Origin of the sequence: Saccharopolyspora elongata (assembly GCF_004348985.1) — a bacterium.
In the GTDB taxonomy this organism is placed as follows: domain Bacteria; phylum Actinomycetota; class Actinomycetes; order Mycobacteriales; family Pseudonocardiaceae; genus Saccharopolyspora; species Saccharopolyspora elongata.
Genome location: NZ_SMKW01000001.1, coordinates 77910 through 92751, shown reverse-complemented (window position 1 = coordinate 92751; position 14842 = coordinate 77910). Strand labels below are relative to the sequence as shown.

Genomic DNA, 14842 nt, shown 5'->3' with positions numbered 1-14842 from the left:
GGTTTATTTCACTCGAATGGGTACATGCCTAAGTCGTCGGCTGGCCCGTTCCGGTTGATCAGCACTAGATTCCGGTGCTGCGTAGATCACTACGCACTCCACGTGGTCGTTTCGGCTCAAACGATCACACCCCCGGTGGTGGTGCCCGACGAAGTACTCCCCCTCTCTTCGTCGGGCACCACCGCTGTTCTTCCAGCCGTACCGGGAAGTTCCGGTCAGCCGCCGATCCGGCCGAACGAGCGGGCCGCGGCCAGGAACGCGTCGTTCTCCTCCGGCTGACCGATGGTGACCCGCGCACCCTCCCCGACGAAGGCGCGGACCACGACCCGGTTCTCCAGGCAGTGCTCGTTGAACTCGGTGGTGCGCTCGCCCAGCGGCAGCCACACGAAGTTCGCCTGCGTTTCGGGCACCTCGTAACCGATGGCCACCAGCTCGCGGTGCACCCTCTCCCGCTCGGCGATCACGTTCGCGCACCGCTTCCGCAGCTCGTCCTGCGCCTCCAGCGAAGCGATCGCCGCGACCTGGGCGAGCGCGTTGACGCTGAACGGGATGGACACCTTCCGCAGCGCGGCCGCGACCTCCGGCGGCGCGACGGTGTAGCCGACGCGCAGCCCGGCGAGGCCGTAGGCCTTGGAGAAGGTCCGCATCGACGCGACGTTCTCGCGCTGCTTCGCGATCTCGACGCCGTCCGGGCCGTCCGGGTCGCTGACGAACTCGAAGTACGCCTCGTCGAGCACCACCAGCACGTCCGATGGCACCCGGTCCAGGAACGCCTCCAGCTCGGCCCGCCGCAGCAGCGTGCCGGTCGGGTTGTTCGGCGTGCACACGAACATCAGCCGGGTGGCCGGGGTGATCGCGGCGAGCATCGCCTCCAGGTCCAGCGCGTGCCCGGCGGTCAGCGGCACCCGCACCTGCTTGGCGCCCACGACGTGCGTGATGATCGGGTAGGCCTCGAACGACCGCCACGGGAAGATGACCTCGTCCTCGGCGGTGCAGGTGGCCTGCACCAGCTGCTCGCACAGCGCGACGGAACCGCAGCCGACGGCGATCCGCTCCGGATCCACGTCGAACCGCGCGGCCAGCGCTTCGGTCAGCAGCCCGACGCCCATGTCCGGGTAGCGGTGCACCTCGCCGGCGGCCTGGTTGATCGCCGCCACCGCGCTGGGCAGCGGGCCCTCGGAAACCTCGTTGCTGGCGAGCTTGATCGAGCCGGGGATGGTGCGACCCGCGACATAAGCGGGCAACTTGTCGAGGTCGGCACGAGTGCGCACGGTCATTTACGACTCCTAGCTCAGGTCGGTCACCTGGACGTTAACGCTCCTGAGCGAGGATTTGGCGGCACGGGTCATTTTGTGCAGCGGGAGTGGCCGATGAGCGCTGGGGACTGTGCAAGTTGTGCGCGTGACGAGGTTCACGGATGGGGGTGTGCTGCGGATGGCCCAATCGGGTGCCTCATATTGGTGACCATCCGTTGAATTCACTCGTCCGACCGGTTGAAGTCGTTGACTCATGTTCACTTCGGCGTGATTACCTGCACGGCATGACCCAAACCCGGACCGAGACGCTTGCGCTCACCGACGGCACGCAACTCCGGCTCACCATCGCTGAACCGGACACCGTGGTACGCGGCGGGCTCGTCGTCCTGCACGAGGCCCGTGGTGTCACGGAGCGGGTGCGCCGGTTGAGCAGCGCCCTCGCCGAGGAAGGCTGGCTCACCGTCGTGCCGCACCTCTACCACCGCGACGGCACCGACGAGTTCCACGACCACCACCCGGACGAACACGTGCTTGACCAGGTGCAACGCCTCTCCGGTGACACGATCTTGGCCGACACCGACGCGTCGTTCCTCTGGCTCTCCGACCGCGGCGTGCCGGCCGACCGGCAGGGCGTCATCGGGTTCGACATCGGCGGTTCGGCGGCGCTGGTGGTGGCGGCCAGCCGCACCGTGGGTGCTGCGGTGAGCGTTGGCGGGCACGGCATCCTCGAACCGCTGTCGGCCGGGCTGCCGCCGCTGGTGGAGATCGCCGGCGAGCTTTCCTGTCCGTGGCTGGGCCTGTACGGCGACAACGACGAGATCGAGGCCGGCGAGGTCGAGAAGCTCCGCGAGGTCACCGATGCCGCGCCGGCGGTGAGCGACGTGGTCCGCTACGAGGGCGCCGGGCACCGCTTCGACCGCGACGCGGAAGCGGCGGCGGAGGCGTGGCGCCGGGCCCGCAACTGGCTGGACCTCCACCTGCGGTGACGCTGGTGACGCCTGGGGCTGCCGGTGCGAACCGGCAGCTCAGCGGCGTCGACGGCTGGCTGAACCCGGCCTCGGTGGGTTATGAAAGGCCATGGCACCGAGCACCGATCCCGAGCAGGTTCCCGAGCTGTTGTGGCGGCCCAGCCCGGAACGCGTGGCCGCGAGCCGGATGACCGCGTTCCGCGAGTGGTTGCACACCGAACGCGGCATCGACCTGGCCGACTACCGGGCGCTGTGGCAGTGGTCGGTGTCGGATCTGACCGCCTTCTGGTCGGCGGTGGCGGAGTTCTTCGACGTCCGCTTCCACGACCGCGCCGAGCAGGTCCTGGTCGCCGAGGTCATGCCCGGCGCGCAGTGGTTCCCCGGCGCCACCCTGAACTACGCCGAGCACGCTCTCCGCGACGGCGCGGGCAAGGCGGACGACGACCTGGCGGTGATCTTCGCCCGCGAGGACGGCCGCGGCGAGGAGATCACCTACGGCGAGCTGAGGGCACGGGTGGCCGCCGCGCGGGCGGGCCTCGCGGAGCTGGGCGTGCAGGCCGGCGACCGCGTCGTGGCGTTGGCGCCGAACTGCCCCGAGACGCTGGTGGCCTTCCTCGCCGCGGCGAGCCTCGGCGCGACCTGGTCGTCGTGCTCGCCGGACTTCGGCGCGCGGGCGATCGCGGACCGCTTCGTGCAGATCGAGCCCAAGGTGCTGATCGGGGTCGACGGATATTGCTACGGCGGAAGGACTTTCGATATTCGATCCACTGTGGATCGACTGCGCGAGGCGATGCCGGGACTGGTCGACACGGTGCTGGTCGACTACCTCGGCGAGGCGGCCGGACTACCAGGCGCCATCGGCTGGGACGACCTGCTCGCGCGGCACCGCGGCGCGCCGCTGGAGTTCGACCCGGTGCCGTTCGACCACCCGCTGTGGGTGCTGTACTCCTCGGGCACCACCGGCCTGCCGAAGGGCATCGTGCACGGCCACGGCGGCATGGTGCTGGAGCACCTCAAGGCCATCGGCCTGCACTGCGACCTCGGCCCGGGCGACCGGTTCTTCTGGTTTACCACGACCGGCTGGATGATGTGGAACTTCCTGGTCGGCGGCCTGCTGAACGGCGCGACCCTGGTGCTGTACGACGGCAGCCCGGGCTACCCGTCGCTGTCGGCGCTGTGGGAACTGGCGGCCCGGCACCGGGTGGACTACTTCGGCACGTCGGCGCCGTTCATCCAGAGCTGCCTGAAGCGCGGCCTGCGCCCGGGGGACGCCTTCGACCTGTCCGCGCTGCGCACGGTCGGCTCGACCGGGGCGCCGCTGACCACCGACGGCTTCCGCTGGGTGGCCGACGCGGTCGGCGAGGACGTGCAGATCGCCAGCGTCTCCGGCGGCACCGACCTGTGCACCGCGTTCGTGGGCGCCGCGCCGGATGTGCCGGTGTGGCTGGGCGAGATCTCCTGCGCGCTGCTCGGCGCGGCGGTCGCCTCCTACGACGAGCACGGCCGGGAGCTGCACGACGAGGTCGGCGAGCTGGTGCTGACCAAGCCGATGCCGACGATGCCGGTGTTCTTCTGGAACGACCCGGATGGCTCCCGGCTGCGCGAGGCGTACTTCGACGTGTTCCCAGGGGTGTGGCGGCACGGCGACTGGGTGCGGCTCACCGACCGCGGCACCTTCGTGATCTACGGCCGCAGCGACTCGACCCTCAACCGCGGCGGCGTCCGGATGGGCACCGCGGAGTTCTACCGGGTGGTGGAGGGCTTCGAGGAGATCGTCGACTCGCTGGTGATCGACACCTCGGGTGTAGGGGAGGCCGAGGGGGAGCTGCTGTGCTTCCTGGTGCTGGCCGAGCGCGCCGAGCTGGGCGAGGTCAAGCCGCGGCTCAAGGCGGCGCTGCGCGCGGAGCTCTCGCCGCGACACGTGCCGAACCGGTTCATCGTCGTCGACGAGGTGCCGCGCACCCTCAACGGCAAGAAGCTGGAGGTTCCGGTGAAGAAGATCCTCGCCGGCACGCCGCCGGAGCGGGCGGTCAGCCGCGACGCCCTGCAGAACCCGGCGTCCCTGGACCCGTTCGTGCAGCTCAGTGCCGACCTGAACGGGTGACGGACGGAAAAACCGACCCCCCTGTTTCGGCCGTTCGGAGGGGTGTGTAATCTTTTCTCCGGTGGCCGCGAGGGTTACCGGGAGGCTTCGCCTAGTCTGGTCTATGGCGCCGCACTGCTAATGCGGTTGGGGGTTACGCCCCCTCCCGGGTTCAAATCCCGGAGCCTCCGCTGTGGCCTCCACCGTCAGGTGGAGATCACAAAACTGAAGACGCGCCCGTAGCTCAACGGATAGAGCATCTGACTACGGATCAGAAGGTTAGGGGTTCGAATCCCTTCGGGCGCACGTCTGGTCGAGACAGCAAGAAACCCCCTGAACTGGGGGTTTCTTGTTTTTCAGGGGTCGAATGGCTGGGCCGCCGCGTGCCGCCCGGGGGCCAGGTTGCCGATAAATTGCCAACTTTCCTCGACTACGAGGCGGGCTCCTCGGGGTCGTCCAGGAATGCCAGGGCCTCGGCTCCGGCGCGGGACTCCTGCCCCCGGCCGAAGTAGGTGTCCTGCGTCATCGACACGTGCGAGTGCCCCAGCAGGTCCGCCACCTGACGCGCGGTCAGCCCGGCCTCTTCGAGTAGGGTGGCGAACGTCTTGCGGAGTGTGTGGAAGGTCACCCACTCGTATCCGGCTCGCGTGCGGAACGGCACCCAGGTCCGGTTGATCACGTTGGCGGCGTTGAGGTAGCCGCCCTTCGTGTTGGTGAAGATCGGCCTGTCCGGGGCGACGGCGCCAAGCCCAGCGCGGCGTTCCGTGAGCATCTGCACGCACCAGTCTGCCAACGGGATGTCACGCTTCGCGGTCTCGGACTTGCCATCGTTGCGGACCGTCCCCTTGCCGCGAGCCTGGAAGATGTTGCCGCTCATGCGGAGCTTCTTGCCCTTGGGATCGAAATCCTCCCATCGGGCTCCGAGCGCTTCCCCGGACCGCTCACCGGTGGCGATGAAGAACCGCACCAGGTCAGGCAGGTCCCGGCGCTGGGCCTCCTCGTCGGTGTCCAGCTTCGCGAGCAGATCGAGCACGTTCTCCCGGGTCAGAGACCGCGGCTTCTTGCGCTTGGTCTTCGCTCGCCGCTCGGTCAGCGGAGCGATCCCCTTGACCGGGTTCGTCTCCACCGCCTCCGCGTTGATAGCGAAGATCATGATGTGGCTGACCACGGCCTTGACGTGCTTGGCGAGACTCACGCTATGCGCCTTCAGCTTCGCCTGGCACAGCTTGTTGACCACCGACGTCTTCACCTCGAACAGCCGCAGGCGACCCAGCGCGGGCTTGACGTGATTGCGGTAGGCGTCGCTGTAGGTGTCCAACGACGCCAACGAGAAGATCCCGTCCTCGGCATCGGTCCGGAACTGGCTCAGCCACAGCTGCGCGACGTCGTCAAACAACGACATCGCCGTCACTTCCGCACCAGCGGACACCGTCGGAGCCAGGTTCTTGACCGCGTCCCGGACCGCCTGCCTGGCCAGTTCCTTGGTCCTGCCCCGGCGGCGAACATCGGCGTACGTGCCGTCCTCACGCCGGTACCAGGCGCGAGCCGCCCACGACTTGCCGACCTTCTTCACCGAGATCTCACCCATGCCACCCAGCGGCAGCGGGAGCCGACCTGCCATCAGGCCACCCCCTCAGTCTGAGCGTCGAACCAGCGCTCGACGTCGTCAGGCTTGAACCGGACGTACTTGCCGATCTTTCGGCCGACCGGGCCGTAGCCCCGAGAGCGCCACTGGTACAGGGTGCCGACCGGGACACCGAGATAGTTGGAGACGTCGTCGATTCCCCACAGCTTGCTCATGGTCAATCCGTCCTTTCGTTGGCGTACTTCTGCTTGCGTGCTTGGCGGGTGCGTTCGGCGATGGCGGCGGCGAGCTCGCGTTCCTCGGCGGTGCGGTGGCCGACGCTGGTCATGTCCCAGTGGTTGACCACGGCCACGGAATCGGCGTCGACACCGAGTTCGGCGAGGTTCTGCTCAAAGCGCCAGATCTGCCGGTCCTCGCGGAGCTGCTTGAACGTGGTCGAGTAGGCCCGCGACTTCGAGAGGAAGTGCCCCCGGAAGGCGAGCATGTGGGTCCAGCGCCGGAGGTTGAGCTCATCGAACGGCCCGGGGATCAAGCCGCCGTTGTCGCAGCGGGCGCAGTGGTCGATCGTGGCGCAGGCGCATCCGCCGGCCTGGTGCTCGCCGTCGGGGTGGCAGTCCGGGCAGGCCACCGGGGCGCCGAGGTCCCACGCGGTGCGCATGATCTGTTTGTGGTGCTCGGTCGTGCGCAGGTACTCGATCTGCGTGCGGGAGCGGATCGGCCGGTCAGCGGCTTCGGACTTCCCAGTGCCCTTGGTGGCGTACTTCGCCACGTAGGAAGAGATCCGGTCATCACTGATCGTGCCGTGCTCGTCTTCGAACCGGCGCGCGTCGGCCGGGCGGATCGGGCGGACGTCGACCTGATCACCCCACGCGAAGGTGAGCACCTGGCCGTCATCGAGCTCCGGCGAGTCGACCGTGGTGTCGGCGTGAGCGGCCCGCACGGCGTCGGCCAGGAGCTCAACGGTGCCCCATGCCGGGGTGGTGTCGACCGCGCCGTCTGGGCCGTCGAGGCGGATCACGGCGTGGAAGTGGATGATCCCCCGTCGCTGGAACTCGGCGACCTTGGCGTAGCTCAGCCGGGCGTGGTCCTTGAAGTTCCGGTCGGTGAGCCCGGCCGCGCGGGCGAGGTACCGACGAAGCTTCTGAGTGAAGCGGTTCCACAGCTTCCCGGAGTGGGCCTGCCACAGGACGTGCCCGGTGTAGTCGTAGGTGCTGGGGTCGACGGGCTGTCCGATCAGGGGGTCGTGTTCGTGGTGGTAGCGGCCGCAGCGGCACGGCAGGGCCTTGCCGTTGTTGGGGCGGCGGTTGTGCACCGGCCCGAAGCTCGGGGCCGTGAGGGTGACGAACAGACGCGGCTTGTCGGACACCGTCACAGGCACGCCCTTGGAGCCACCGGACAGGCCCGCGCGCATGAGCTGGAAGGCGTCGGCGGCGTAGCGGTCGGAGCAGGCCGGGCAGACCGATTCGCGGCGGTTGCCGCACGGGGACAGGATGTGCCCGCTGGTCTCGGCCGGACGGCCATCGGAGCGGGTGAGGACCTGGCCGGTGGTCTTGTCGGTGATCTGCCACAGCCCGGACAGGCGGACCGGGTGCAGGCAGCCGTAGACGTCTTCGACCTTGCGCCGCCAGTCGCGGTAGTCGGGGGATTGGATGCGCCGCTTCATGCGGTCGACATTCGGAAGAGCGGGCAGCACCATGTGGTGACCTCCGGGGGATGGAGCCCGGCGGGCATGACCACCAGGCCCTATCGCCCCGCGTGGTCATGCCCGCCGAGCGTGGTTGTGCTGTATCGGTATTCAGTTGTCCCGCAACGGTTTTCAGGCGAAGGCGTGTCCGTTGTGGGTGGCGAAATCGGCCGCGACCTGTTCGGCGATCTCAGCGGGCAGTTTCGCGACCCGCTGCACGTCGGCGGCGGTGAACTCCCGCCCTTCCGCCAGGGCCCGGGAACGGGCGTCCTGGAGCGTGTGGACGATCGGTGCCGGGAGCCGTGGAGCTCGCCGGATCGCAGGCATCACCGAAGCCGGACTCGGAGCTGGACTCGGAGCCGGTTCGGGAGCTGGCTCGGGGACCGCTACCGGAGTCGGTGCCGGGGCTGGTTCGGCCGGCCTTTCCGGCTCGGGTTCCGGGCCGTCGTCGTCGGCCGGGGCCTGGTCGGCGGTGTCGTAGATCAGGAGCATGATCTCGCGTCGTTTGGCCTGGATGACGGGGATGATCTCGGCGATGCCGTAGACGATGACGGGGATGATCACGTGCACCGCCGCCGAGCCCAGGTTGAACTTCTCCCACTGCAACCGCAGTAGCGGCGTGATCTGCGGGATGACGTTCATGGCCAGGGTCGACGCCAGCAGCACTTTCTTCAGCCGGTACCACCATTCGTGCTCCGGCTCGCGGCCGTAGGACAACACGATGGCCTCGAAGTTCAGGACCGTGATCAACAGGCCCGCGAACATCGGTTCCACCGTCCAGGCGGCCCACCACAGCGGATCCGTCCGGGGTGCATCACCGGCCAGGAACTTTTGGACACCGGCGGTGGTGAACACCAGACCCAGCGAGAGGAAGAACCACAGACCGATCAGCGTGCGCCGGGTCTGGCGCTCCATCTCGACGGCCCGTAGGTCGGGGTCTCGCACCAGGCCCCGTAGTTCCCGCGCTTCGGAGATCCGGTGCCCGAGCTTGCGGACCCGCCGTGTCTTCCCCGTCTTACCCGGGGCGTCCTGCTTGTGCTTGCGACGCAGCAGGCCCATCGTTCACCTCTTCTACTCGCTGTGGGGCTTGAACAGCCAGAACACGCCCCGCACGAGCAGCACGAGGCCGGCACCGATCCCGATCGCCCACGCCGGAGAGGCCAGCAGCCACACCAGCGCCAAGACCCCGAGCACGAGTGCCACGGTGAAAAGGAGCGTCACCACGCCCTTGCCCGTGAGCTCCACATGAATGTTCTGCATCACTGATTCCCCTTCTTGAGCGCGGATCCCCGCAGCTTCATCGCTTCGTCTCGCAGCGCGTCGACTTCCTGCAAGATGTCGTATCCCTCGGCGATCAGTCGCCGGAAAGCCGTGCTGGTGAGCATCACCGAGCGCTTCTGACCGCCCTGGGAAATCTCGGTGATCGTGATCTCCACCCCGCGTCGCCGGGGGTTGATCTCGAACAACTCGGGTCCCAAGCAGTCGTAGAAGTAGTCCTTGCCCAGTCCCATTGCCCTGTCCTCTCTGGATGGTCAGGCCACCACGCCGACGCGGTCGGTGTGGTGTTTGGTGGTGTGCTTGTCGCCGTACATGCGGTCATCCGCCGAGCCCAGGAGCGCGGAGAGCTGGGCGGTGTCGGCTGGGGCGGTCATCACTCCGAGCGCCATGGACACCTCCACCGGCTGTCCGTCGATCTCGTCGATGGTGGACACGGCCGCCTGGAATTCCCGGGTGCGGCGTTCGGCGTCGTCGGCGCTGACCACCCACGGGATGAGGACCGCGAACTCGTCGCCGTGCAGCCGGACCGGGACCTCACCGCGGAACGCCATGTGCTTCAGCACCGCGCCGACCTCGATCAGCACCCGGTCTCCGAAGCGGTGGCCGTGGGTGTCGTTGAACGCTTTGAAGCCGTTCATGTCGCCCAGCGCTACAGCGAGCTGGCCCCGGCTGAACCGGCGAGCGCGGTTGAACGCGGCCACCAGCGCGGCCCGGTTGCCCAGCCCGGTCAGCGGGTCGGTGCGGGTCTGCCGGAACAGCCGGTAGGCACACGTTCCGGCGGCCACGGTGGTAGCGCTGGTGACACCCAACGCGAAATTTGCCAACATGGGTCCTGCCTCTCTGCAGGGGTAGGCCCGCCCGGGTCACTTCGCCGGTGCCGGGCGGGCCGCATGAACAGGGGGATTGGTCAGGCGATCTCTTCGTCCTCGTCGCCTTCGTAGTAGTCGGTCTCGTCGACCTCGTCGGTCTCGTCGTCGACTTCGAGCTTTTCGAAGTCGGTGCTGTAGATGTCCTCTTCGGTCTGCCCGACGTGTTCGTCGTCGGCTTCGCGGCGGATCGGGGTGACTGTTGCGCCCCGGTCGGTGCAGAACCGCACGAGCTCGGTGATGTCGTCGTCGGTGGTGTAGGCGGCACGGACTCGCAGGGGTTCCCGGCGGCCGTCTTTCTTCACGTAGGCGACGCCCGCGAGGTACTCGGGGATCTTGTCGGCGAACGCGCCCATATCGCGCATGCCCTCACCGAGGCACATGTCCACATACGACGCGGAATCCAGCCGCAACGCGATCTTCGTCGGGAACAACCCCCGCATCGGGATGACGTCCTTGGTCGGCTCCTGCGACGCGCCAACGGTCCGGCCACCCACCGCCCGGTACTGGGTGAGCGCCTTGCTCAGATCCAGCTCGAAGGGAGCCCGGATCGCCTTGTCCGCGTAGGCGGTCATCGCGGCGAGTTCATCGCAGATCAGCAACTCCAGCGGCGTTTCTAGCGACGGCGTGAACGTCCGCACGCCCTGGCGCCCGAGCTCCAGCTTCCGGGCGTCGAGAACGCTGGTGTACTTCCTGATCAGCTTCTGCCCCGCCTTGTCGCTTTCGGCGAACTCGTGGAACATCTCCTCGCCGATGCCGAACTCCATGCCGCCCTTGGGGTCGATCACCCACAGCCGCACCAAGCCGTCCCGGATCAACGGGGCCAGAGCGCGCAGAAGCGCCCACATGAACGAGCCCTTCCCCGCCCCGGTCGCTCCACCCAGAAGGATGTGCAGGTCCCGGCCCAGCAGGTCAACGGTGAAATCCCTGCCGTATTCGTCCCGGCCGATCACCAGCCGCCGCAGATTCACCGCCTCGACCGACTCCGCCAGCGGCGGCAGGGGCACGAACATGTCATCGAACGGTTCCCGCCGCTGGAAGTCCAGCGCGACCTTTCCGGGCTTGAGCTGCCGCACGTTGGCCGCCCGAGTCTTGAACGAATTCGCTAGCCGATTGATCACTTTCTCGAAGTCCTCCGGTTCCTGGCCCTTGGCCATCCGAACGGTCACCGTGTCCCAGGCGAACGTGCTCTTCACCCAGGTCACACGCGGTGTCAGGGTGTTTCCCTTGTGATCGATGGTGGTCAGGTTGCAGGCGGTCATGATCCGAAGCCACTGCCGCCGGTAGGACCACCACCGTCTCCACCACGCCCGCAGCAGCCGACCGGCGAACCGATCGAAGGTCGGCCGGTCCAGCAGCCGCCAGGAAGCGCCGGCCACCACGGCAATCCCGGCCGCCATGAGCACGGTCTGATACCCCACCCACAGCACCGCGACGTCCAGCACCACCGCCGAGCCCACCGAACGCGGATGCCGCGCGACGAACCGTGCCGCCGCCCGAACCGGGGTCCTTTCCGTGTCCACTCGCGTGTCCCGCATTGCCGCCTTACCTTTCTACGAGCAGAAGAAAAGGGGGCGCTGATTCTCCGCAGAGATCAACGCCCCCGTGCCGAGTCGAGCCGGTATCAGTTCCGGCGCTGGGTCATCTCCAACTTCGCGACCAAGTCGCCCACCGAACCCCGCATCTTGTTCAGCGAGGTCCCCATCCCCTTCGGGACACCGAACTTCTTCATGATCTTCACCAGCGTCAGCATCGTCGCGTCGATGCGCCGGACCGTCGCGTGTACCTCATCGCCCTTGGCCATTACTTCTGGTATCCCTTCGCCACATTCGGGCCGCCCCTCTTGGCGACCGCATCCCGAACCCCGAACACCGCAGAACAAGCCGCCTCAGCCAAATCCACGGCCTCCTCGAAATCCTTCTTCTGCATGATGTCATCTTCCAAGAACTCGACCCGGATCAATTCCTTGTACAACTGGTCGAGCGTCTCCCCGAGCTTCTTCAACCGGGCCACCGCAGGCGTGTTCCGCTGCATCCCGACCGGCAAATTCGCATTCACGAACCAATTCCCCTTTCTCGGTAGTCGTTTCGTGCCCGCTTTCGGGCTACGAGAAGTTCAGGTCCCCGTGGATGTCGCCCTGGATCACCACGCGCGTCTCCACCTGGCCGAAGTTCAGGTTGACCACGCCCGGCGTCTCGCCCTGGGGCCTGGCCGAACCGGGCTGCGACCACCGCTTCCGGCGCTTGCTGGACCGGCCGCCGAACTCCGCAGCACCCGTGTTCGCGTTGATCCTCACTTAATCCCACCTTCCCCCATCACTGCGATGCATCCCGAACCGTGAAAACCACAACCGCAAGATCCGAACATCATCAGCTCCCGAGCCTGACCACGAACTTCTTCGCGAACTTCCTGCAGTGCGCGTCCCGCGAGTGCGAGTAAAGCCATTTGTCGCAATCACAGGCCGGGCAGTACTTCAGCGACATCACTTCTCCATTTCCCCAGCCGGAACCAGCTGGTACCGAGGACACTTCTCCAGATCACCCCACGCGGTCCGGTGAGCCTCGTCCGAACCGCAGAACCGGCACGGCACAACCGGCGGCAACGCCGAACTCAAACCACACCAGCCCATCTCGCCGCGACCGGAGAAGCTGTACACCGTCACCGCATCGCGGCCGCACGTACACAACTCGCCAGGATTCGCCTCGCGTTCGATCACCATCGCCACCTTCCCTTTTCATCCTGAAGGTCATAAAGACCCCCGGCGCATCAATGTGCGGCACAAGCCGGGGGTCAATATGGCCTCCCCGACGCGAATTCGCGCCGAAAGAAGGCATAGCTCGGCCCACTATGTAATTCTCAAAGAACAACTAGCCGAATGGCTCAAGCGAATTTAGTCAGAATCGCTTTCGTATGGATTGGGGGCGAACTCGACGGCGGAACTGAACACCCAGCCGTCGCCCTCGCAGATCTCGCAGTCCGGCCCCCAGTGATCAGGGCAATCATCGGGCAGTGGATCAGGCCACCACGGCATGTGCTGTTGCAGCATGTCAGCCGAGGGGGGTCAGGCCGTCGGCCTTGAACGAGATCCCCGACGAGTACCGGCCGTTCTTCTCGTTCTGCCACGGGCTCGTCGTCGCATCCACCAGCTGAACGTAGGTGCCCTCCTCGAAGCCCTCGCCGGGGTCGACGGTCAGGGTCACCTTGATCTCCTCGCCCTTCCCCGCGAACTCCCCCGGCTGCGGCCGCTTCTTCGCGAACAACGACACCACGAACTGCTGCGCCCCGGTCTTGCGATCCGTCACGGGCTCCATCTCGCCCGTCTTCTCGTTCTCCTTCATCTTCATCGCCGGGGCCTCCGTGATCATCAGCTTGTAACCCTGCATGTTCACCGGGATGTTCATCAGCGCCATGTTCGTCTCCGTCTAGATTTCCAGTTGTCTAGCAATCTGCTTACGTTGCTGATCATATGCACGGTCACCTGGCTGAGTCAAGCTAGATGTCTAGAAAACTGGAAATCTATGTGGGAGGATGTCTCCATGACCAGTCAGACCAGCGGTTTTGTCCCCATGCGCGACCGGATAGCCGACCACCTGCGAGCCGCCATCCAGGCGGGCGAGCTCAAGCCTGGCGACAGCCTGCCGAGCCTCAGCGCCATCATGGACGAATGGGACGTCGCAAGGGCGACCGCGAACGCGGCGTTTGGCGTCCTGCGCGAAGAAGGGCTCATCACGGCCGGGGGCCGAGGGCGGCAATCTCAAGTGCGGCAGCAGCCCAAGCGCATCAAGTTGCCGGCCGAAATGGGTCAAGCGATGAAGAACCTTGTTCGCGAGCCCGAAGAAGTGCGGGCAGCGAACGGTGCTCTTGAGATGACGACAGGCGAAAGCGTCGACAGCGTGACGTTCTCGGCCAAGTACACCGAGATCGAGGCAGCCGAGGAACTTGCGCTTGAGTTCGGCATCGACGTCGGATCGTCCCTGATCAGGCGTGAGTACTCGATGGTCGACAAGCGCAGCGGCACCTACACGTCATGGTCTGTCAGCTACATCCCGCGTGCTCTGATCGAGTCGAACCCTGCGCTTCTCGACGAGAAGAACGAGCCCTGGCCCGGCGGACACCAGCACCAGCTGTACACCGTCGGTATTGAACTGGACCGCTTCGAAACGACTCTTTGGGCTGTCGCCCCGACGACCATTGAACGCCAGCAATGGGGGATGGACGAAGGCGTTCCGCTGCTTCACGGCCGCTCGAAGTCCATCGACATCGAGGGGCGAGTAGTCGAGCTCTCCGAAGCTGTCTACCCCGCCGATCGGACCGAGGTGTGCTACGTCGAGCGCCTGGACAGGTGGTGACGCATGCACAAGATCTCGATCGTGACGGCTGTGGTACGCGGCAAGCATCAACACCTGTTCGACACCTATGAATCCCTTGCCTCGCAGGAACTTCCGGACGGGTGGGACTGGCAGTGGATTGTTCAGGAGGACGGCCAAACCGGCCTCCTTGACGATCTCCTACCCAAAGACCCGCGCATCTCGCCCGGCGCCAGTCAGCACGGCCGGGCCTCGATGGCACGCACGATCGGTCTGAATCGCGCCGAGGGCGAACTCATGCGCACGCTCGACGCCGACGACATCCTTCCTGCGGGGGCACTCGCCCAGGACGTCAAAGCACTGACGGGTTCCCCGGAATTCGGCTGGTGCGTGTCCCCGACTCTCGATCTCATGCCGGACGGCTCGCTACTGCCTGGCCCATGCGACCCGGAGCCGGGACCGCTACCACCCGGTGTGCTCTACGAAGGCCAGGCAGCCGGTCACCTTCAGGTTGTCGGTACGACGATGTGCACCTATACCGCGTTGGTCCGCGCTCTTGGCGGGTGGCCGGCACTGTTCGCCGACGAAGACGTAGCGCTGATGCTGGCAGTCGAAGCCGTCGCGCCCGGCATGATGCTGCCCGATCCCGGACTGCACTACCGCAAGTGGCCCGGAGCGACCACGGCTCAGCCTGCCGACTACCGGCCCGACGAGGGCCACTTGAGGAACGCAGCGATCCTCTCCCGCGCCGACGCACTCCACGAACTCGGATGGCGCTGGACAGCGAGCAACACCGAGATGAACTAGCTGAAGGC

At 66.6% G+C, this 14842-nt stretch carries 17 protein-coding genes and 2 tRNA genes; 6 read left to right on the top strand and 13 right to left on the bottom strand.

Features of this window, described 5'->3' with window-relative positions:
• Positions 1-215: 215 nt before the first annotated feature.
• Entirely contained in the window at positions 216-1277 is a 1062-nt protein-coding gene (gene hisC, locus E1288_RS00510) for a histidinol-phosphate transaminase (protein WP_132479171.1), read from the bottom strand.
• Between the two features lie 263 nt (positions 1278-1540).
• Here hisC and E1288_RS00505 point away from each other — a divergent pair, with 263 nt between their 5' ends.
• From E1288_RS00505 to E1288_RS00490, 4 genes are all read left to right on the top strand, one after another.
• On the top strand, positions 1541-2242 hold the full coding sequence (locus E1288_RS00505) for a dienelactone hydrolase family protein (RefSeq protein WP_132479170.1): 702 nt from the start codon (positions 1541-1543) through the stop codon (positions 2240-2242).
• Positions 2243-2333: 91 nt separating this feature from the next.
• Positions 2334-4328 carry an acetoacetate--CoA ligase gene (locus E1288_RS00500; RefSeq protein WP_132479168.1) on the top strand — a complete coding sequence of 665 codons (1995 nt, stop codon included), beginning with the start codon at positions 2334-2336 and terminating at the stop codon, positions 4326-4328.
• 80 nt (positions 4329-4408) lie between these two features.
• Positions 4409-4498: transfer RNA gene (locus E1288_RS00495), tRNA-Ser, on the top strand.
• Between the two features lie 42 nt (positions 4499-4540).
• Positions 4541-4613, top strand: a tRNA-Arg gene (locus E1288_RS00490).
• Between the two features lie 124 nt (positions 4614-4737).
• Here E1288_RS00490 and E1288_RS00485 read toward each other — a convergent pair.
• The 12 genes from E1288_RS00485 to E1288_RS00430 form a co-directional block, all read right to left on the bottom strand.
• A complete protein-coding gene (locus E1288_RS00485; RefSeq protein ID WP_132479167.1) occupies positions 4738-5928 on the bottom strand; it encodes a tyrosine-type recombinase/integrase in 1191 nt (396 codons plus the stop codon).
• Complete coding sequence (locus tag E1288_RS00480; RefSeq protein ID WP_132479165.1) at positions 5928-6107, bottom strand: helix-turn-helix transcriptional regulator; 180 nt, start codon at positions 6105-6107, stop codon at positions 5928-5930. Before E1288_RS00480 ends, E1288_RS00485 begins: the two co-directional genes overlap by 1 nt.
• Positions 6108-6109: 2 nt before the next feature.
• Entirely contained in the window at positions 6110-7555 is a 1446-nt protein-coding gene (locus E1288_RS00475; RefSeq protein WP_235883239.1) for a replication initiator, read from the bottom strand.
• A 153-nt stretch (positions 7556-7708) separates the two neighbouring features.
• Positions 7709-8635: a hypothetical protein gene (locus tag E1288_RS00470; protein WP_132479162.1), complete on the bottom strand. Its 927-nt coding sequence runs from the start codon at positions 8633-8635 to the stop codon at positions 7709-7711.
• Between the two features lie 12 nt (positions 8636-8647).
• Positions 8648-8836 carry a hypothetical protein gene (locus E1288_RS00465; RefSeq protein WP_132479160.1) on the bottom strand — a complete coding sequence of 63 codons (189 nt, stop codon included), beginning with the start codon at positions 8834-8836 and terminating at the stop codon, positions 8648-8650.
• Entirely contained in the window at positions 8836-9087 is a 252-nt protein-coding gene (locus E1288_RS00460) for a hypothetical protein (protein ID WP_132479158.1), read from the bottom strand. The genes E1288_RS00465 and E1288_RS00460 overlap by 1 nt, the downstream gene beginning before the upstream one ends.
• A 21-nt stretch (positions 9088-9108) precedes the next feature.
• Positions 9109-9681 (bottom strand): GGDEF domain-containing protein, encoded by a 573-nt coding sequence (locus tag E1288_RS00455; RefSeq protein WP_132479157.1) that lies wholly within the window; start codon positions 9679-9681, stop codon positions 9109-9111.
• Positions 9682-9761: 80 nt separating this feature from the next.
• Positions 9762-11258, bottom strand: a complete 1497-nt coding sequence (locus tag E1288_RS00450) for an FtsK/SpoIIIE domain-containing protein (protein WP_132479155.1) — start codon at positions 11256-11258, stop codon at positions 9762-9764.
• An 86-nt stretch (positions 11259-11344) separates the two neighbouring features.
• On the bottom strand, positions 11345-11524 hold the full coding sequence (locus tag E1288_RS00445) for a hypothetical protein (protein ID WP_132479154.1): 180 nt from the start codon (positions 11522-11524) through the stop codon (positions 11345-11347).
• Entirely contained in the window at positions 11524-11778 is a 255-nt protein-coding gene (locus E1288_RS00440) for a hypothetical protein (RefSeq protein WP_132479152.1), read from the bottom strand. Before E1288_RS00440 ends, E1288_RS00445 begins: the two co-directional genes overlap by 1 nt.
• A gap of 46 nt (positions 11779-11824) precedes the next feature.
• Positions 11825-12016 carry a hypothetical protein gene (locus E1288_RS00435; RefSeq protein WP_132479151.1) on the bottom strand — a complete coding sequence of 64 codons (192 nt, stop codon included), beginning with the start codon at positions 12014-12016 and terminating at the stop codon, positions 11825-11827.
• A gap of 751 nt (positions 12017-12767) precedes the next feature.
• Positions 12768-13130 carry a hypothetical protein gene (locus E1288_RS00430; protein WP_132479149.1) on the bottom strand — a complete coding sequence of 121 codons (363 nt, stop codon included), beginning with the start codon at positions 13128-13130 and terminating at the stop codon, positions 12768-12770.
• 126 nt (positions 13131-13256) lie between these two features.
• Between E1288_RS00430 and E1288_RS00425 the strand changes: the two genes are divergently transcribed.
• A complete protein-coding gene (locus E1288_RS00425) occupies positions 13257-14069 on the top strand; it encodes a GntR family transcriptional regulator (protein WP_132479148.1) in 813 nt (270 codons plus the stop codon).
• A 3-nt stretch (positions 14070-14072) separates the two neighbouring features.
• Entirely contained in the window at positions 14073-14834 is a 762-nt protein-coding gene (locus E1288_RS00420) for a glycosyltransferase family protein (protein ID WP_132479146.1), read from the top strand.
• Positions 14835-14842: the final 8 nt, after the last annotated feature.